A 16,979-nucleotide genomic window follows, 5' to 3' on the forward strand; every position below is an offset into this window, starting at 1 on the left:
AACCCCTCGGCTCTACGCCGGGAAGCGGCGGTCGACCACCCTCCACAACAGCTCCAGGGCGACCGCCGCCACCGCCGCGATGCCGACCGCGAGCCACGGCATCGTCACGCCGACCAGCTTCAGCGCGAAGAAGTCCTGCAGCCACGGCACGACCAGGACCAGCAGGAACCCGGCACCCATCGCCGCCACCAGCCCCACCCGCCACCAGGTGTAGGGGCGGGCGACGATCGCCAGCACCCACATCGAGACCAGGAACAGCGTCAGCGTCGCGGCACTGGTCTCCGCGTCCAGCGCGCCGCTGCCCGTGTAGTGGTGCCGGGCGATCAGATACGTCGCGAAGGTCGCCGTCGCGGCCACCACCCCGCCGGGGATCGAGTACCGCATCACTCGCCGTACGAAGTTCGGTTTCGCCCGTTCCTTGTTGGGCGCGAGGGCGAGGAAGAAGGCCGGGACGCCGATGGTGAGGGTCGACAGCAGGGTCAGGTGGCGGGGCAGGAAGGGGTATTCGACCTGCCAGCACACCACCAGGATCGCCAGCAGGACGGAGTACACCGTCTTCACCAGGAAGAGCGTGGCCACACGGGTGATGTTGCCGATGACCCGCCGGCCCTCCGCGACCACCGACGGCAGCGTCGCGAAGCTGTTGTTGAGCAGCACGATCTGCGCGACCGCCCGGGTCGCCTCCGAGCCCGAGCCCATCGCCACGCCGATGTCGGCGTCCTTCAGGGCGAGTACGTCGTTCACGCCGTCGCCGGTCATCGCGACCGTGTGCCCGTGCGACTGCAGGGCGCCCACCATGTTCCGCTTCTGCTGCGGGGTGACCCGCCCGAAGACCGTCCCCTCGTCGAGAGCCGTGGCCATCCGGTCCTGGTCGGCGGGAAGCCGACGGGCGTCGATGGTGGTGCCGGTGAGTCCCAGTTTCGAGGCCACCGCCCCCACCGACACCGCGTTGTCCCCGGAGATGACCTTGGCCCGGACGTCCTGCTCGTCGAAGTAGCGCAGGGTCTCGGCCGCGTCCGGCCGCAGCCGCTGCTCCAGTACGACCAGGGCGGTGGGCCGGGCGCCCTGGGCGACCTCGGGATCGTCCAGGTCACGGGCGGCCCGCGCGAGCAGCAGGACCCGCAGCCCCTGCTCGTTGAGCCGCTCGGTCTCGGTGAGGGCAGGGTCGTCGGGCGCCAGGAGGACGTCGGGGGCGCCGAGGAGCCATGTGCTGATCTCGCCGTCGCCCTCGCTGAAGGAGGCGCCGCTGTACTTGCGGGCGGAGGAGAAGGGCAAGGACTCGGCGCAGCGCCAGTCCTCCCCGTCCGGGTAGGCGTCGATGATCGCCTGGAGGGAGGCGTTCGGGCGCGGGTCCGACTCGCCGAGGGCGCCGAGCACGTTGCGTACGTACGACTCGTCGGCGCCCTGGAGCGGCCTGAGCTCGGTGACGTCCATGCCGCCCTCGGTGAGGGTGCCCGTCTTGTCGAGACAGACCGTGTCGACGCGGGCGAGACCCTCGATGGCGGGGAGTTCCTGAACCAGGCACTGTTTCCGGCCAAGCCGGATGACGCCGATCGCGAAGGCGACGGACGTGAGCAGCACCAGCCCCTCCGGGACCATCGGGACGATGCCGCCGACGGTCCGCGCGATGGAGTCCTTGAGGTCGTTGTCCTTGACGAACAGCTGGCTGATGATCAGACCGATGGCGGTCGGGACCATCATCCACGTCACGTACTTGAGGATCGTGGAGATGCCGGAGCGCAGCTCGGAGTGGACCAGCGTGAACCGGGAGGCCTCCTCGGCGAGCTGGGCGGCGTAGGCCTCGCGGCCGACCTTGGTCGCCTGGAAGGCGCCGCCGCCCGCGACCACGAAGCTCCCGGACATGACCTGGTCCCCGGGGCGTTTCACGACCGGGTCGGCTTCCCCGGTGAGCAGCGACTCGTCGATCTCCAGGCCGTCGGACTCGACGCACACCCCGTCGACGACCGCCTTGTCGCCGGGTCCTATCTCCATGAGGTCGTCCAGCACGATGTCGCTGGTGGCCACCTGGGCGGCGATGCCGTCCCGCCGCACGGTCGGGCGGGCCTCCCCGATCACGGCCAGCGAGTCCAGGGTCTTCTTCGCCCGCCACTCCTGGATGATGCCGATGCCCGTGTTGGCGAGGATCACGTAGCCGAACAGGCTGTCCTGGAACGGCGCGACGAACATCATGATCACCCACAGCACGCCGATGATCGCGTTGAACCGGGTGAACACGTTCGCCCTGACGATCTCGACGGTGGACCGGCTGCTGCGCACCGGCACGTCGTTTACCTGCCCGCGCGCGACCCGCTCGGCGACCTCGGTCGCGGTCAGTCCGGTCGCCGCGGCCGTGACCGTCGTCGGGCGCGTCGGATCCAGCTCGGCGCCCGCGTCGATGTGCGTCATGCATTCGACGGTACGTGCGGATTTACGGCTTCACCCGGTGAGTGGGCGGAAGATCCGACTTGGGGATGAGGGCGGGGGAGGGGGAGTGGTGCCGTAGTACTACGGGGCGTGGCCACCCGGCAGCCGACGCCATCGGTGGCCGCGGGCCTTTTCCTCGCCCCCGCCGCCCTTACCCGTCCCATCCCCAGGGGCTCCGCCCCTTCGACCCCACCAGGGGCTCCGCCCCTGTGCCCCGGCGGGGGCTGGGTCCCTTGCGCCCCTGGCGGGGCGCTGCGCCTGTGCCCCTGGCGGGGCGCTGCGCCTGTGCCCCTGGCGGGGCGTTGCCTCTGTGCCCCTGGCGGGGATTGCGTCCCTTGCGCCCCTGGCGGGGCCTGCGCCCCCTGCACCCGTGGCGGGGCTCGGCTTGTGGGTCCGGGTGGTGGCCGCGTCCGTGTCGCGACTTGCGGGGCTCCGCCCCTGCACCCCGCTGGGGCTGCGCCCCAGACCCCGCTTTGGCCCGGAGGGCCTCGTCCTCAAACGCCGGACGGGCTGAGAGATGCGGATCGGCTGAGGGATGGCTGACCGTTCGGCCGACCGAGTCGGGTGGTGGGTGGGCATAGGTCGGGGGTCTGGGGGCGGAGCCCCCAGGGGGCCCGCATCAGCGCCGGGTGCTATTCGACCGACGTTGCCTCAGGCCCCTCCGCCCGCTTGATCGCCGCGTCCCGCTTGCGGACGTACCAGATGCCGATCAGGCCCAGGCCGGCGCCGGCGAGGCAGGTCCAGACCCACCAGGTGTGGCCGTGGTCGTCGAACCAGCCGTAGAAGGGGAGCTGTACCAGGAAGAGGGCGAACCAGAGGATCGTGCCCCCAATGACGGTGGGGACGATGGGGCCCTCCAGGGGCTCCGGCGCCTCGTGCTCGGGGGTCCACTTCTCCATGGGGACAGCTTACGAGGCGATCAGGTCTACGCGCGGAGATAGCGCCGACCGGGTCATATGTTCATACTGAACCTGTTTTTGTCCGGCCACTTCTCTTCGTACGAAACACCGAAGGTCTCCTGGGGGAGGGCCACCGGTGATGAGGTCACGCATGTCCACCTCGGCCCCCGCCAAGGTTCCCGCGCCCCAGCCGCCGGGCGGCACGTCCGGCTTCGGCGCCCTCGACCGCCACTTCCGGATCTCCGAGCGCGGCAGCACGCTGTCCCGGGAGATCCGGGGCGGTTTCGCCACCTTCTTCGCGATGGCCTACATCATCGTGCTGAACCCGATCATCCTCGGCAGCGCGAAGGACATGTACGGTCACCAGCTTGACAACGGCCAGCTGGTGACGGCGACGGCCGTGACAGCGGCGTTCACCACCCTGCTCATGGGCGTCGTCGGCAACGTCCCGATAGCGCTCGCCGCCGGCCTCGGTGTGAACTCGGTTGTCGCGCTCCAGCTCGCACCCCGGATGTCCTGGCCGGACGCCATGGGCATGGTCGTCCTGGCCGGCTTCATCGTGATGATCCTCGTCGCCACCGGCCTGCGCGAGCGCGTGATGAACGCCGTGCCCTACAGCCTCCGCAAGGCCATCTCCATCGGCATCGGCCTGTTCATCATGCTGATCGGCCTCGTCGACTCCGGCTTCGTCTCCCGCATCCCGGACGTCGCCCAGACCACCGTCCCCCTCCAGCTCGGCGGCGACGGTCACCTCGATGGCTGGCCGGTGCTGATCTTCGTCCTCGGCGCGTTGCTGACCCTGGCCCTCATCGTCCGCAAGGTCTCGGGCGCGATCCTCATCTCGATCGTCACGATGACCGTCCTCGCGGTGATCATCAACGCGGTAGCGGACATTCCCTCCTGGGGTCTGACCACGCCCGAGTGGCCCGGCAACCCCGTCGCCGCCCCGGACTTCGGCCTGATCGGCGAGGTCAGCCTCTTCGGCGGCTTCGCGAAGGTCGGCGTGCTGACCGGCGTCCTCTTCGTCTTCACCGTGCTGCTGTCGTGCTTCTTCGACGCGATGGGCACGATCATGGGCGTCAGTGACGAGGCCGGACTGACCGACGCCCAGGGCCAGATGCCCGGCATCAACAAGGTCCTCTTCGTCGACGGCCTCGCCGTCGCCGCCGGTGGCGCCAGCTCCTCCTCCGCCACCACCGCCTTCGTGGAGTCCACGGCCGGCGTCGGCGAAGGGGCACGGACCGGCTTCGCGAACGTCGTCACCGGCGGCCTCTTCACGGCGGCGCTCTTCCTCACGCCCATCGCCACGATGGTCCCGTCCCAGGCCGCCACCCCGGCCCTGCTCGCGGTCGGCTTCCTGATCCTGTCCGGCTCGGTCAAGGAGATCGACTGGGCCGACCACACCATCGCGATCCCCGCCTTCGTGACGATGGTGATGATGCCGTTCACCTACTCGATCACCAACGGCATCGGCATGGGCTTCATCACCTTCGCGGTGCTGCGCCTGGCGGCCGGCCGCGGCAGGGAGGTCCCGGCCGCGATGTACGTGGTGTCCGCGGTGTTCGCGTTCTACTACCTGATGCCGGCGCTGGGTCTGACCTGAGCCGAGTGCGTCTCGTGATCCTGAGCCGAGTGCGTCAGTGACCCTGAGCCGAGTGCGTCACGTGACCCTGAGCCGAGCGGGTCACGTGACCCTGAGCCGAGCGGGTCACGGGACCCCGTAGAACTTCTCCGTCTCCTCGACGGCCGACTGGAACCGCTCGTCGAAGTCGTCGCGAACGAGCGTCCGGACCACGTAGTCCTGGACGCTCATTCCCCTTTTCGCCGCATGGTCCCGGAGCCGCTCGAGCAGCTCCTCGTCTATTCGCAGGCTGAGCACGCTGGTCCCCATGAACTGAGGGTCGCTGGCGGACCGCGGTGGCGTTCACTTTCCGCCGCGCACTCACTCGTACGGGTGATGATCGGGTTTCAGTGGCGGGCGTCACGGGAATCCGTGCGCGCCCCAGCTTGTTTAGCGAGAGTAATGAGTTACGCTAAGGAGATGCCGGACCTTACCCATGGCGACGACGCTGCCGCCGTGAACTCCCTGCGCTCCGCCGTGATGCGGCTGTCCCGTCGCCTCAAGCACCAACGGGTCGACGAGTCGCTGAGCCCGACCGAGATGTCGGTGCTCGGCACCCTGTCCCTCCACGGCAAGGCCACCCCGGGCGAACTCGCCCGCAAGGAGCATGTCCAGCCACCGTCGATGACCCGCATCGTGGCGCTGCTGGAGGCCAAGGGACTGGTCCGTCTGGAGCCGCACCCCGAGGACCGGCGGCAGAAGGTCGTCACGAAGACCGAGCAGGCCGAGGCGATGCTCGAGGAGAGCCGCCGCAAGCGCAACGCCTTCCTGGCCACCCTGGTCGACGGACTGGACGAGGACGAGTGGGCGAAACTCCGCGCCGCCGCCCCCGTCCTGGAGAAGCTCGCACACCTGTAAGCAGCGTTCACAAGGAGGCGACCCTTTGAGTTCGGGACCCGGAGCAGACTCCGCCCCCGCACCGACCACCCACGACTCCCTGTCCGACCCCAAGCGCTCGTCCATGTTCAGCTCCCTGAAGGTCAGGAACTACCGCCTGTTCTTCATGGGCCAGGTCGTTTCCAACATCGGCACCTGGATGCAGCGCATCGCCCAGGACTGGCTGGTGCTCAGCCTCACCGGCTCCGCCACCGCCGTCGGCGTCACGACCGCCCTGCAGTTCCTGCCGATGCTGCTCTTCGGCCTCTACGGCGGCGTCCTCGTCGACCGTCTGCCCAAGCGCCCCACGCTGCTGTTCACCCAGTCGGCGATGGCCCTCACCGGCATCGCGCTCGCCGTCCTCACCCTCTCCGGCCAGGTCCAGGTCTGGCACGTGTACGTCGCCGCCTTCGCCGTGGGCCTCGCGACCGTGGTGGACAACCCGGCCCGCCAGACCTTCGTCTCCGAGATGGTCGCCCCCGACCAGCTGCAGAACGCGGTCAGCCTCAACTCCGCGAACTTCCAGTCGGCCCGGCTCATCGGCCCCGCCGTGGCCGGCGTGATGATCACCGGCGTCGGTACCGGCTGGGCGTTCCTCGCCAACGGCCTGTCCTTCGTCGCCCCCCTCGCCGGCCTGCTGATGATGCGCGCACGTGAGCTGCACGTCGTCGAGCGGGCCCCGCGCGGGAAGGGCCAGTTGCGGGAGGGCCTGCACTACGTCGCCGGGCGTCCGGAGCTGATCTGGACCATCGTCCTGGTCGGCTTCGTCAGCACCTTCGGCTTCAACTTCCCCGTCTACCTCTCGGCCTTCGCCGACGACGTGTTCCATGCGGGCGCGGGCGCCTACAGCCTCTTCAACATACTGATGGCGGTGGGCTCGTTGGCGGGCGCGCTGCTCGCGGCCCGGCGCGGCACGGCCCGGCTGCGGGTGCTGGTCGCGGGCGCGGTGGCCTTCGGCGCGATGGAGCTGGTGGCCGCGACCGCCCCCTCCCTGTGGCTGTTCGCCCTGCTCATGGTCCCCATCGGCATGTTCGGCATGACGGTGAACGTCACGGCCAACAGCAGCGTCCAACTGAGCACCGACCCGGCCATGCGGGGCCGTGTGATGGCCCTGTACATGATGGTGTTCATGGGCGGAGCGCCGGTGGGCGCGCCCATCGCCGGCTGGATCACGGACGTGTACGGCGTCCGGGCGGGTATGGCGGCGGGCGGTGCCGTCTCGGCCGTCGCGGCCGTGACGATCGGGCTGGTCCTGGCCCGCGTCGGCAACCTGCGGTTGTCGGTCGGCTGGAACCACGGACACCCGCAGGTGCGGTTCGTGCCGCGGGAGCGGGAGGAGCTGGCCGCGGCGGCCTGAGCGGCGTAGGCCTACGGGAACCCGGGGGCTCACACCCTCCGGGCCAGTACCTGCCCCGGCCACTTGCCGTCCCCGACCGTGTACGCCTCGGTGCGGGTGAAGCCGTTGCTCTCGTAGTAACGGACGAGCTTGCCGTCGTCGCCGGCGTAACAGTCCACCCGCAGCAGCGAGACGCCCGCCCGCCTGGTCTCCTCGACCGCGTGCGCGAGCAGGGCGCTGCCCACGCCGTGCCCCTTGAAGCGGCGGTCGGAGGCGAGCCAGTGGATGTACCGCTCGGGCTCGCCGGGGGGCGGGAGGTGGGACAGGTAGGCGCCGGCCGCGTCGGTGAGGGTGAGGGTGGCGGCCGGCACGCCCCCGACCTCGGCGATGAACACGTCGCCCTCGTCCATGTACCGGGCGACCGACTCCACAGTCCTCGGGCTCTCGGACAGCGGCCTTGTCCCCCACTGTCCGGTGCGCCCCTGCGAGACCAGCCACTCCACGCTGCTGTCGAGCATGCCGAGTATCGCGGGGATGTCGTCGGGCCCGCCCTCCCTGATCCTGATGATCTCCATGACGGCACCCTAGGTGACCAACCGAGCGGGTTCCAGGGCGATTTGGCAGGCGGCCCCACTCGCCTTCGGCGGACCGGGGAGCGGTCTTCGGTGGAGCGCGGGGTGGCCTTCGGCGGACCGGAGAGCGGCCTTCGGTGGACCGGGGAGCGGCCTTCGGCCCACCCTCCTAGGGTGACCGCATGAGACTCTTCGCCGCCGTACTGCCACCCGAGGACGTGGCCGCCGAACTCGCCGCCGAGGTGGCCGGGTTGCGCGGGCTGCCCGGCGCGGACGCCCTGCGCTGGACCGGCCGGCCGGGCTGGCACTTCACCCTCGCGTTCTACGGCGAGGTCGCGGACGACCTGCTACCCGACCTGTCGGCGCGCCTGGAGCGGGCCGCCCACCGCACCGCGCCCTTCCCGCTGGCGGTGCGCGGCGGGGGCCAGTTCGGCAAGGGGCGGGCGCTGTGGGCCGGCGCCGAGGGCGACCTGCCCGCACTGCGGATGCTGGCCGACCGGGCGGAGGCGGCGGCGCGCAAGGCGGGCGTCCCGATGGGGGAGCACCGCCGCTACAAGGCCCACCTGACGGTGGCCCGCAGCAGGGACGACGTGGACGTACGGCCGTACCTGGAGGCCCTGGAGTCGTTCACCAGCCGCACCTGGACGGTGGACGAGCTGACGCTGGTCCGCAGCAACCTGCCGAAGTCGGGAGTTCCGGGCGAGCAGCCGCGTTACGAGGCGGTCGCCCGCTGGCCTCTCGCCGCCGCCGGTTAGGCTCGAAGGCGTGGACCCGAAAACCAGGAACCGGATCATGGCCGGTGCGCTCGTGCTGATGTTCGTCGTCGTTGCCCTGGCGGCCGCGCTCGGCAGGTAGACGCCGGGCGGGGAGCGCCGGGGAACCGCACGTTGTTCGCCGACCGCGGGCCGCAGGCGGCTGGTCGCGCGGTTCCCCGAGCCCCTTGGGGCCCTACCAGGCGAAGGCATCCGGGGACGGCCCCGGCCCCGGGAAGACCTCGTCCAGCCCGGTCAGCAGCTCCTCGCTCAGCTCCAGCTCGACGGCCCGCAGGGCCGAGTCGAGCTGCTCGGCGGTGCGCGGGCCGACGATCGGGCCGGTCACGCCGGGCCGGGTGAGCAGCCAGGCAGGGCGGCCTCGCCGGGCCGGGTGAGCAGCCAGGCCAGGGCGGCCTCGCCGGGCTCGATGCCGTGCTTGTCGAGCAGATCCTCGTACGCCTGGATGTGCGCCCGGACGGCCGCAGATCCTCGTACGCCTGGAGGTGCGCCCGGACGGCCGGGTTGGCGAGCGCGTCGGCCGTCCGCCCGGAGGCGCGTCGGCCGCCCGTGACCTCCTTCTTGAGCGCGCCGCCCTGGAGCGGCGACCAGGGGATGACGCCGACGCCGTAGTCCTGCGCGGCGGCCCTGGCGGTAACTGGCCCTACTACCGCTGAGCCTCCCGTGCCACGCACAAGCCGTGTCCGACAGTGAACCGCGCCCTGTCGGACCGCGCCCTGTCGGACCTGAGGGAGGACCGCGAGGCGGGCCTCTACTCCAGTGAGCTGGGCAAGCAGGAGTACCGGGAGGCGTACAGCGGCTGGACGCGCGACGTGAACAGCTCATCGCGCAGCCCACGCGCCCGGACACCTGGGAGGAGATCCCGACAGGAGAGACCTACCGGGAACGGTGGAGCACGTTGTCGACCCAGCACGAAAGGGGCAAACGACTCCTGACGGCGGCACCCTATGCCCTTGCCTGGAGGGGACTCGAAGCAGTTGGCTTGTGGCCCATGAAGTACACGCACCTCGGACGCACCGGACTCAAGGTCAGCCGACTCGTTCTCGGCACGATGAACTTCGGTCCGCAGACAGACGAATCAACCAGCCACGGCATCATGGACGCCGCTCTCGACGCAGGTCTGAACTTCGTAGACACGGCCAACGTCTATGGGTGGGGTGAGAACAAGGGCCGCACCGAGGAGATCATCGGTACTTGGTTCGCCCAGGGTGGCGGGCGGCGCGACAAGGTCGTGCTCGCCACCAAGGTGTACGGGAACATGGGGGGCGACGGAGACGTCTGGCCCAACCACGACAAGCTCTCCGCGGTGAACATCCGCCGGGCCGTCGATGCCTCCCTCAAGCGGCTGCAGACGGACTACATCGACATCTACCAGTTCCATCACATCGACCGCTTGACGCCGTTCGAGGAGATCTGGCAGGCGATCGACGTCCTGGTCCAGCAGGGCAAGATCCTCTACGCCGGGTCGTCCAACTTCCCCGGCTACAAGATCGCCCAGGCCAACGAGACTGCCGCCCGGCACGGCCGCATGGGCCTGGTCAGCGAGCAGTGCCTCTACAACCTCGCTGAGCGCCGCGCCGAGATGGAGGTCATCCCGGCCGCGCAGGACTACGGCCTCGGTGTCATCCCCTGGTCTCCGCTGCACGGAGGACTGCTCGGCGGCGTCCTCAAGAAGGAGGCCACACAGGGGCGCCGGGCGAGTGGCCGCGCTGCCGACGCGCTCAAGGACACCAAGACACGCGAGCAGATCCAGGCGTACGAGAACCTCCTCGACAAGCACGGCCTGGAGCCCGGTGAAGCAGCGCTCGCCTGGCTGCTGACCCGCCCCGGCGTCACCGGCCCGATCGTCGGCCCCCGCACGCAGGAACAGCTGGACTCGGCGCTGCGCGCCCTGGAGCTGGAGCTGAGCGACGAGTTGCTGACATCTCTGGACGAGATCTTCCCCGGCCCCGGACCGTCTCCCGAAGCCTTCGCATGGTGAGGTAGCGGGTCTGCGCGAGGGACCGTCGCCTTCTGCTCGCGTCCGAAGCGAGTTGGAGGCGGCGGCTTCGTCGTTTCCACTCGGAGTCCGCAGGAGCGGTGAGCGTCAGCGATGCGCTGCTGCGCAAACCGGCGTCAAAGTTGCCAGTTGGCGGTGAAGTTGATCCCCGCGTCCAGTGCCGCGTCCATGATGGCGTGACTGTCCGCTTCGTCGGTCTGCGGACCGAAGTTCATGGTGCCGAGCACCAGTCGGCTGACCTTGAGTCCCGTGCGTCCGAGCTGCGTGTGCTCCATGGGACTCGAGCCCACGACGTGGAGTGCGCTCCAGGCAGGCGTGTTCAGTGCCGGTAGGGCGCGCCGATTCCCCACCCCTGGTACATCGCGTCCGCGAACGCCGCCGCGATCTTGTGTTCGCCGCGGGCGTTGGGGTGGGTGCCGTCGTAGGTGTCGTGGGCGACGTCGTACGCCGGCGGGGCCGACGCCAGCAGGAGGGGTGAGCGGGGTTCGTCCAGGTCCGCGGCGGTCTTGGCCAGGAGTTCGTTGAAGCGGTCGACCTGCGCGGCGAAGAGGGCGTCCGACTGGGCCCGGACGTTGGGGATGACCGGCAGCAGGACCATCCGCAGCCGCGGCTCGGCCGCGCGGGCCTCGGCGACGAAGGCACGGGTGTTGACGGCTGTCTGTTCCGCGTCCGTGTAGAAGCCGAGGTCGATCAGGCCGAGCGAGACGAGCAGGATGTCCGCCCGGCAGTCGCGGACCGCGTCGCCGATCAGCGGGGCCATGTGCAGCCAGCCCTCGCCCCAGCCGGCGAGGTGTGCGCGCGGGAAGTCGGGGTCGGCGTAGGCGTGCGACGTGGGGGCGTCCGCCGCCTTGTCGTAGAGGGTCTCGCGGGGGCCGACCAGGGTGAACGGACCGCCGTACGTCGTGCACAGGTGTTGCCACAGCCGGTGGCGCCAGGTGTGTTCGCCGACGCTTCCGATGGTCATCGAGTCGCCGACCGACATGATCCTGAGCATCCGCTCATGATGGACGATCACCGGGGCGGTTGGGGTGTGAAGCCCACCACGCGCCCTCGGACCCGCGGCCGGGATGGCAGTCTTGGGGCATGCGTCGCTCCCTCGCGTTCCTGGCCGCCGGCCTCCTCGTCGGCGTGCTCGCCGCGCCCGTGCCCGCGGCTGCCGCCGACGGTGACGAGGGGTTCTCCATCACGGACCCCCGCATCACCGAGTCCAGCGGGCTGGCCGCCTCACGTCAGCACCCCGGCATCTACTGGACGCACAACGACAGCGACGACGGCCCGTACCTCTACGCCGTCGACAGCACCACCGGCAAGACCGTCGCCACGATCACCCTCACCGGCGTCGGCACCCCGCGCGACGTCGAGGCCATCTCGATGGGGCCCGACAACCAGATCTACGTCGGCGACATCGGCGACAACGACGGCGTCACCTGGTCCTACGTGTGGATCTACCGGCTTCCCGAGCCCAAGCAGCTGAAGGACCAGACGATCCGGGCCACGCAGTACGTCGTGAAGTACGAGGGCGGATCCCGCGACGCCGAGTCGCTGGTCGTGGACCGTGGCACGGGGCGCGCGTACATCATCGACAAGAACGAGGACGGCGGGCACCTGTACGAAGGCCCCGCCGAGCTCTCCGCCTCCGGGACGAACCTCTTCAAGCCCGTCGCCGCCGTCGACCTGTGGGCCACCGACGCGGCCCTCTCCCCGGACGGCAGACAGCTTGCCGTACGCGGCTACTTCGGCGGTGTCTGGTACGACTGGAACGCCGGGAAGATCAAGCGCGAGGGCCGGCTCAGCGTGCCCCTGCAGGGTCAGGGGGAGTCCGTCAGCTACTCGGCCGACGGCACGAAGCTGATGTACGGCAGCGAGGGCGCCGACAGCCCCGTGACGGCCGAGGACGCGCCCGGCGACAGCGGCTCCGGGGCGTCCGGCAACGGGAGTGCGGGCTCCGCCGCCACCGGGAGCGGGTCCGGCGGCGACGGCTCGGGGAGCAACGTGAAGGTCGGCGCGCTCGCCGTGGCCGTCGCCCTCGCCGCCCTGCTGGGGTTCCGGCGGCTGCGACGGCGGGGATAGGCCCCGGTCACTCCTGGGCGCGGCGCTGTGCCACGAACACTTCGAGGCCGTCGAGGATCCGCTGCAGCCCGAACTCGAAGTGGTCGAAGCCGGGGCCCCAGGTGTCCTCGTCGAGGGAGGAAAGCAGGGGGAAGCGGCCCGAGGTCATGAGCTTCTCCAGCACCGGCGCCTGGGCCTGCCAGAACTCCGTGTCCGTCAGACCCGTCCGGCGCTCCGCCTCCCGCTGGTACAGCTGGGTGCGCGCGGCGCCGACGACATAGCCGTCGATCATGATGACCGCCGATACCAGCTCGGGGTCGGTCAGCCCCATCGGTTTGATCCGGGACAGGATCTTCTCCATGCCGTCGAGGGCGCTCGGGCCGAGGATCGGCCGGGACTGGTTGACCTGGAGCAGCCAGGGGTGGCGGCGGTAGAGCGCGAGGGTGGCACGGCCCATGGCCTCCAGGGCCGAGCGCCAGCCACCGTCGCCGAGGTCGGCGGGGTTCTCCGAGGGGCGCTGCACGCGGTCCAGCATCAGGTCGAGCAGTTCGCCCTTGCCGGGCACGTACCGGTACAGGGACATGGCGCCGGTGCCGAGCTCGGTGGCGATCCGGCGCATGGACACCGCCTCCAGCCCCTCCTCGTCCGCGACCCGGACGGCGGCTTCCACGATCCGGTCCAGGGTCAGGGCCGGTTTGGGCCCGCGACTGGGGCGCCGGCCGGTGTCCCACAGCAGTTCCAGGGTGCGGACGACGTCTCCGCTGCCACTGGTTTCCGTACCGCCCTTGCCGCTCGTCATGGAGCCCAGTTTAGGTCCTCGCGAAAAAACTGAGTACACCGTACTCGCCATCGAGTACGGTGTACTCAGTTACCGAGAAGACCCGGTTACCGAGAAGGGGGACCCATGAGCGACGGATACGCCGTGCGGGCCGAGGCCCTGGAAAAGCGCTACGGCGACAAACGCGCCCTCGACGGCTTCGACCTGGCCGTCCGCGAGGGCACCGTGCACGGCCTGCTGGGGCCGAACGGCGCGGGCAAGACGACCGCGGTCCGCATCCTGTCCACGCTCGTCCGGCTGGAGGGCGGACACGCGACGGTGGCCGGCCTCGACGTGGTCCGGCGGCCGCGCGAGGTGCGCGCCCGGATCGGGCTCACCGGGCAGTACGCGGCGGTCGACGAGGTGCTCACCGGCCGCCAGAACCTGGAGATGTTCGGCCGCCTGTTCCACCTGGGCGGCAGGCGCGCCAAGCTGCGGGCCGTCGAGCTGCTGGAGCAGTTCGACCTCACCGACGCCGGCGACAAGGGCGTCGGCGGCTACAGCGGCGGCATGCGGCGCCGCCTTGACCTCGCCGCCTCGATGATCCTGGCCCCGGCCGTCCTGTTCCTCGACGAGCCGACGACCGGCCTCGACCCGCGCAGCCGCGGCGAGGTCTGGGACTCCGTACGGGCGTTGGTGGCGGGCGGCACCACCGTGCTGCTGACCACGCAGTACCTGGAGGAGGCCGACAAGCTGGCCTCCCGCGTCACCGTCATCGACCACGGCCGGGCCATCGCCGACGACACCCCGGACGGGCTGAAGAACCGCATCGGCGGCGACCGTATCGAGGTCGTGGTCGCCGAAAGGTCGGAGATCGCGCGGGTGGTGAAGGTCGTCGCCCGTGTCTGCGACGGCGAACCCGAGGCGGACGAGACCGAGTTGCGGGTGCACGCCCCGGTGACCGACCGGGTGTCCGCGCTGACCGAGGTGGCGCGGACGCTGCAGGACGAGGGCGTCAGGGTCGAGGACATCGGGCTGCGCAGGCCGAGCCTCGACGACGTGTTCCTGCGCCTGACCGGACACCGGACCGAGACGACCGAGCAGACCCGAAAGGAGGCCGCCGCATGAGCGCCGTCGACCTGGCCGGCCAGGACACCCGCGGCCGCGCGTACTGGGCACTCGCCGACTGCTGGAACATCGTCCGCCGCGGACTGACCCACTACCAGCGCCAACCCGTCAACATCGCCTGGCAGTTGGGCTTCCCCATCCTGTCCGTCCTGCTGTACGGCTATGTGTTCGGCAGCGCCATGCAGGTGCCCGGCGGCGGGGACTACCGGGACTTCCTGATGCCCGGGATGTTCGTGATGACGATGGCGTTCGGCTTCATCAACACCGCCACCGTCGTCGTCTACGACTCCACCAAGGGCGTCATCGACCGCTTCCGCTCCATGCCGATGGCCTCGTCCGCCGTGGTCGCCGGCCGCGGGGTGACCGATCTGCTGGTCGCCTGCGCCGAGTTGGGGATCATGATGGCCACCGCGTTCGCCATGGGCTGGCGGCCGGACGGCGGCTGGGGCTTCCTCGCCGCCTTCGGACTGCTGCTGTGGCTGCGGTTCGCGCTGATCTGGATCGGTGTGTGGCTCGGGCTGCTCGTGCCCAACCCGGAGGCGGCGGGCGGGCTGTTCGCGGTCGCCTTCCCGCTCACCATGATCTCCAGCATCTTCGTCGCGCCCCAGCTGATGCCCGACTGGCTGGGCCATGTGGCCGCCTGGAACCCGATCTCCTCCACGGCCGCGGCCACCCGCGAGCTCTTCGGAACGCCGGTCGGTACCGGGGACTCCTGGGTCGAGCGGCACGCGCTGCTGATGGCCGGGGTGTGGCCGGTGGTGCTCACGGCGATCTTCCTGCCGCTCGCGGTACGGAGGTTCCAGAAGCTGAGCCGGTGACGGCCGCCGCACAAGGTGATGCCGCCTATCTTGACGTGTTCATGAGTGATGGCTTCCATGGGGGGTGCGTGGTGCGATGGGAGCGCTCCCATCGATTCCGGGCCCGCGCCTCCCCGAGAGGAAGCAGCGAATGTTCCGCAGCCTGCGAAGAGCGCTGTGCGCTGCCGCCGCCGCGCTCCTGTTGCCCCTGATGCCGCTGGCCGGCGCGCAGACGGCTCACGCGGCGGCGCCCGGCGACGGCTACTGGCACACCAGCGGCCGCCAGATCCTGGACGCCGCCGGGCAGCCCGTCCGGATCGCCGGGATCAACTGGTTCGGCTTCGAGACCGCCAACCACGTCACCCACGGGCTCTGGTCCCGCGACTACAAGAGCATGATCGACCAGATGAAGTCGCTGGGCTACAACACCCTCCGCATGCCCTTCAGCGACGACATCCTCAAGAGCGGTACCGTCCCCGACAGCATCGACTTCTCCGGCGGCAAGAACGCCGACCTGCAAGGGCTCACCTCCCTCCAGGTCCTGGACAGAATCGTCTCGTACGCCGGTCAGGACGGCCTGAAGGTCATCCTCGACCGGCACCGCCCGGACGCGGCCGGCCAGTCGGCGCTCTGGTACACCTCGGCGGTCCCCGAGTCGACCTGGATCACCAACCTCAAGGCGCTCGCGACCCGGTACAAGGGCAACCCCACCGTCATCGGCATCGACCTGCACAACGAGCCGCACGACCCCGCCTGCTGGGGCTGCGGCGACACGACGAGGGACTGGCGCCTGGCGGCCGAGCGGGCCGGCAACGCGGTGCTCTCCGTCAACCCCGACCTGCTGATCCTCGTCGAGGGCGTGCAGACCTTCAACGACGTCTCCGGCTGGTGGGGCGGCAACCTGATGGGCGTCGCCGAATACCCGGTACGGCTCGACGTGCCGAACCGGGTCGTGTACTCCGCCCACGACTACGCCACGAGCGTGGCCCAGCAGAGCTGGTTCAGCGACCCGTCGTTCCCCGCCAACATGCCGGGGATCTGGGACAAGTACTGGGGCTACATCTTCAAGCAGAACATCGCGCCCGTGTGGGTCGGCGAGTTCGGTACGACACTCCAGTCCACCGTGGACCAGAAGTGGCTGGCCGCGCTGGTGACGTACCTGCGCTCGACGTCCGGGTACGGCTCCGACTCCTTCCACTGGACCTTCTGGTCGTGGAACCCCAACTCCGGCGACACCGGCGGGATCCTGAAGGACGACTGGTCGACCGTGGACACCGTGAAGGACGGATACCTGGCGAGCATCAAGGCGCCGGGGTTCCCGGCGGGCGGGGGCGGCCCCACCGACCCCGGTGACCCGGGCGGCCCCGGCGGAGGCACGGCCGCCTGCACCGCCGTCTACACCGTCAGCAGCGACTGGGGCTCGGGCTTCAACGCCGAGGTGAAGGTGACCAACCCGGGCACGACCGCGCTCACGTCCTGGAAGGTGACCTGGACCTGGCCCGGTGCCCAGAAGGTCACCAGCATGTGGAACGCCTCGTACACCCAGAGCGGGGCGAGCGTGACCGCCGCGAACGCCGGTCACAACGGGGCGGTCGCGGCGGGCGGTTCGGCGAGCTTCGGGTTCGGGGGCGCGCCCGGGGGTGGGGGTGTGCCGGCGGTGACCTGTACGGCGACCTGAACCTGCGCGCGATACGACGGAGAAGGGCGCCCGGTGATCACCGGGCGCCCTTCTCCGTCGTATCGCGCGCAGG

15 protein-coding genes and 2 pseudogenes are annotated in these 16,979 nt (G+C 70.3%); 9 read left to right on the forward strand and 8 right to left on the reverse strand.

Translation table 11 applies throughout. The features are described 5' to 3' along the window. Nucleotides 1–12 precede the first annotated feature (12 nt). Nucleotides 13–2,406, reverse strand: coding sequence for an HAD-IC family P-type ATPase (locus tag ACWBNA_RS21835; RefSeq protein WP_482706124.1), 2,394 nt, complete (start codon nt 2,404–2,406; stop codon nt 13–15). 650 nt (nt 2,407–3,056) lie between these two features. After that, nucleotides 3,057–3,323, reverse strand: a complete 267-nt coding sequence (locus ACWBNA_RS21840) for a DUF2530 domain-containing protein (protein WP_482706125.1) — start codon at nt 3,321–3,323, stop codon at nt 3,057–3,059. A 151-nt stretch (nt 3,324–3,474) separates the two neighbouring features. Here ACWBNA_RS21840 and ACWBNA_RS21845 point away from each other — a divergent pair, with 151 nt between their 5' ends. After that, nucleotides 3,475–4,926 (forward strand): NCS2 family permease, encoded by a 1,452-nt coding sequence (locus ACWBNA_RS21845; RefSeq protein ID WP_482706126.1) that lies wholly within the window; start codon nt 3,475–3,477, stop codon nt 4,924–4,926. 105 nt (nt 4,927–5,031) lie between these two features. Here the strand turns inward: ACWBNA_RS21845 and ACWBNA_RS21850 are convergent, their stop codons facing one another. After that, on the reverse strand, nt 5,032–5,214 hold the full coding sequence (locus tag ACWBNA_RS21850; RefSeq protein WP_482706127.1) for a ribbon-helix-helix protein, CopG family: 183 nt from the start codon (nt 5,212–5,214) through the stop codon (nt 5,032–5,034). Between the two features lie 150 nt (nt 5,215–5,364). Here ACWBNA_RS21850 and ACWBNA_RS21855 point away from each other — a divergent pair, with 150 nt between their 5' ends. Then, nucleotides 5,365–5,802, forward strand: coding sequence for a MarR family winged helix-turn-helix transcriptional regulator (locus ACWBNA_RS21855; RefSeq protein ID WP_124441237.1), 438 nt, complete (start codon nt 5,365–5,367; stop codon nt 5,800–5,802). 25 nt (nt 5,803–5,827) lie between these two features. After that, nucleotides 5,828–7,177 (forward strand): MFS transporter, encoded by a 1,350-nt coding sequence (locus ACWBNA_RS21860; RefSeq protein WP_482706128.1) that lies wholly within the window; start codon nt 5,828–5,830, stop codon nt 7,175–7,177. 29 nt (nt 7,178–7,206) lie between these two features. Here the strand turns inward: ACWBNA_RS21860 and ACWBNA_RS21865 are convergent, their stop codons facing one another. Next, complete coding sequence (locus ACWBNA_RS21865) at nt 7,207–7,731, reverse strand: GNAT family N-acetyltransferase (RefSeq protein ID WP_482706129.1); 525 nt, start codon at nt 7,729–7,731, stop codon at nt 7,207–7,209. Nucleotides 7,732–7,910: 179 nt separating this feature from the next. On the opposite strand from ACWBNA_RS21865, the gene thpR reads away from it, so the two are divergent. After that, complete coding sequence (gene thpR, locus ACWBNA_RS21870; protein ID WP_482706130.1) at nt 7,911–8,483, forward strand: RNA 2',3'-cyclic phosphodiesterase; 573 nt, start codon at nt 7,911–7,913, stop codon at nt 8,481–8,483. Between the two features lie 193 nt (nt 8,484–8,676). On the opposite strand, the pseudogene ACWBNA_RS21875 reads toward thpR, so the two are convergent. After that, nucleotides 8,677–9,121: pseudogene (locus ACWBNA_RS21875) on the reverse strand (aldo/keto reductase); the annotation flags it as partial. A 368-nt stretch (nt 9,122–9,489) separates the two neighbouring features. On the opposite strand from ACWBNA_RS21875, the gene ACWBNA_RS21880 reads away from it, so the two are divergent. Next, a complete protein-coding gene (locus ACWBNA_RS21880) occupies nt 9,490–10,479 on the forward strand; it encodes an aldo/keto reductase (RefSeq protein ID WP_482706131.1) in 990 nt (329 codons plus the stop codon). A gap of 146 nt (nt 10,480–10,625) precedes the next feature. On the opposite strand, the pseudogene ACWBNA_RS21885 reads toward ACWBNA_RS21880, so the two are convergent. Both ACWBNA_RS21885 and ACWBNA_RS21890 read right to left on the reverse strand, forming a co-directional pair. Continuing rightward, nucleotides 10,626–10,772 (reverse strand): annotated as a pseudogene (locus ACWBNA_RS21885) (aldo/keto reductase); the annotation flags it as partial. Between the two features lie 44 nt (nt 10,773–10,816). After that, nucleotides 10,817–11,491 carry a GDSL-type esterase/lipase family protein gene (locus ACWBNA_RS21890; RefSeq protein WP_482706132.1) on the reverse strand — a complete coding sequence of 225 codons (675 nt, stop codon included), beginning with the start codon at nt 11,489–11,491 and terminating at the stop codon, nt 10,817–10,819. 89 nt (nt 11,492–11,580) lie between these two features. On the opposite strand from ACWBNA_RS21890, the gene ACWBNA_RS21895 reads away from it, so the two are divergent. Next, a complete protein-coding gene (locus ACWBNA_RS21895) occupies nt 11,581–12,567 on the forward strand; it encodes a WD40 repeat domain-containing protein (RefSeq protein ID WP_482706133.1) in 987 nt (328 codons plus the stop codon). A gap of 7 nt (nt 12,568–12,574) precedes the next feature. Here ACWBNA_RS21895 and ACWBNA_RS21900 read toward each other — a convergent pair whose 3' ends face one another. Further along, nucleotides 12,575–13,345: a TetR/AcrR family transcriptional regulator gene (locus tag ACWBNA_RS21900; RefSeq protein WP_482706134.1), complete on the reverse strand. Its 771-nt coding sequence runs from the start codon at nt 13,343–13,345 to the stop codon at nt 12,575–12,577. Nucleotides 13,346–13,450: 105 nt separating this feature from the next. Here ACWBNA_RS21900 and ACWBNA_RS21905 point away from each other — a divergent pair, with 105 nt between their 5' ends. The 3 genes from ACWBNA_RS21905 (at nt 13,451) to ACWBNA_RS21915 (ending at nt 16,906) form a co-directional block, all read left to right on the forward strand. Next, complete coding sequence (locus ACWBNA_RS21905; RefSeq protein WP_482706135.1) at nt 13,451–14,431, forward strand: ATP-binding cassette domain-containing protein; 981 nt, start codon at nt 13,451–13,453, stop codon at nt 14,429–14,431. Continuing rightward, a complete protein-coding gene (locus ACWBNA_RS21910; RefSeq protein ID WP_482706136.1) occupies nt 14,428–15,249 on the forward strand; it encodes an ABC transporter permease in 822 nt (273 codons plus the stop codon). Before ACWBNA_RS21905 ends, ACWBNA_RS21910 begins: the two co-directional genes overlap by 4 nt. Nucleotides 15,250–15,379: 130 nt before the next feature. Beyond that, on the forward strand, nt 15,380–16,906 hold the full coding sequence (locus ACWBNA_RS21915) for a cellulase family glycosylhydrolase (RefSeq protein ID WP_482706137.1): 1,527 nt from the start codon (nt 15,380–15,382) through the stop codon (nt 16,904–16,906). Nucleotides 16,907–16,979: the final 73 nt, after the last annotated feature.

The organism is Streptomyces sp. Q2, from assembly GCF_056820935.1.

Bases quoted from the DNA above. Each gene is read 5' to 3' on its own strand.
- ACWBNA_RS21835 (WP_482706124.1), bottom strand. From the start codon at position 2,406: ATGACGCACATCGACGCGGGCGCCGAGCTGGATCCGACGCGCCCGACG.
- ACWBNA_RS21840 (WP_482706125.1), bottom strand. From the start codon at position 3,323: ATGGAGAAGTGGACCCCCGAGCACGAGGCGCCGGAGCCCCTGGAGGGC.
- ACWBNA_RS21845 (WP_482706126.1), top strand. From the start codon at position 3,475: ATGTCCACCTCGGCCCCCGCCAAGGTTCCCGCGCCCCAGCCGCCGGGC.
- ACWBNA_RS21850 (WP_482706127.1), bottom strand. From the start codon at position 5,214: ATGGGGACCAGCGTGCTCAGCCTGCGAATAGACGAGGAGCTGCTCGAG.
- ACWBNA_RS21855 (WP_124441237.1), top strand. From the start codon at position 5,365: ATGCCGGACCTTACCCATGGCGACGACGCTGCCGCCGTGAACTCCCTG.
- ACWBNA_RS21865 (WP_482706129.1), bottom strand. From the start codon at position 7,731: ATGGAGATCATCAGGATCAGGGAGGGCGGGCCCGACGACATCCCCGCG.
- thpR (WP_482706130.1), top strand. From the start codon at position 7,911: ATGAGACTCTTCGCCGCCGTACTGCCACCCGAGGACGTGGCCGCCGAA.
- ACWBNA_RS21880 (WP_482706131.1), top strand. From the start codon at position 9,490: ATGAAGTACACGCACCTCGGACGCACCGGACTCAAGGTCAGCCGACTC.
- ACWBNA_RS21890 (WP_482706132.1), bottom strand. From the start codon at position 11,491: ATGCTCAGGATCATGTCGGTCGGCGACTCGATGACCATCGGAAGCGTC.
- ACWBNA_RS21895 (WP_482706133.1), top strand. From the start codon at position 11,581: ATGCGTCGCTCCCTCGCGTTCCTGGCCGCCGGCCTCCTCGTCGGCGTG.
- ACWBNA_RS21900 (WP_482706134.1), bottom strand. From the start codon at position 13,345: ATGACGAGCGGCAAGGGCGGTACGGAAACCAGTGGCAGCGGAGACGTC.
- ACWBNA_RS21905 (WP_482706135.1), top strand. From the start codon at position 13,451: ATGAGCGACGGATACGCCGTGCGGGCCGAGGCCCTGGAAAAGCGCTAC.
- ACWBNA_RS21910 (WP_482706136.1), top strand. From the start codon at position 14,428: ATGAGCGCCGTCGACCTGGCCGGCCAGGACACCCGCGGCCGCGCGTAC.
- ACWBNA_RS21915 (WP_482706137.1), top strand. From the start codon at position 15,380: ATGTTCCGCAGCCTGCGAAGAGCGCTGTGCGCTGCCGCCGCCGCGCTC.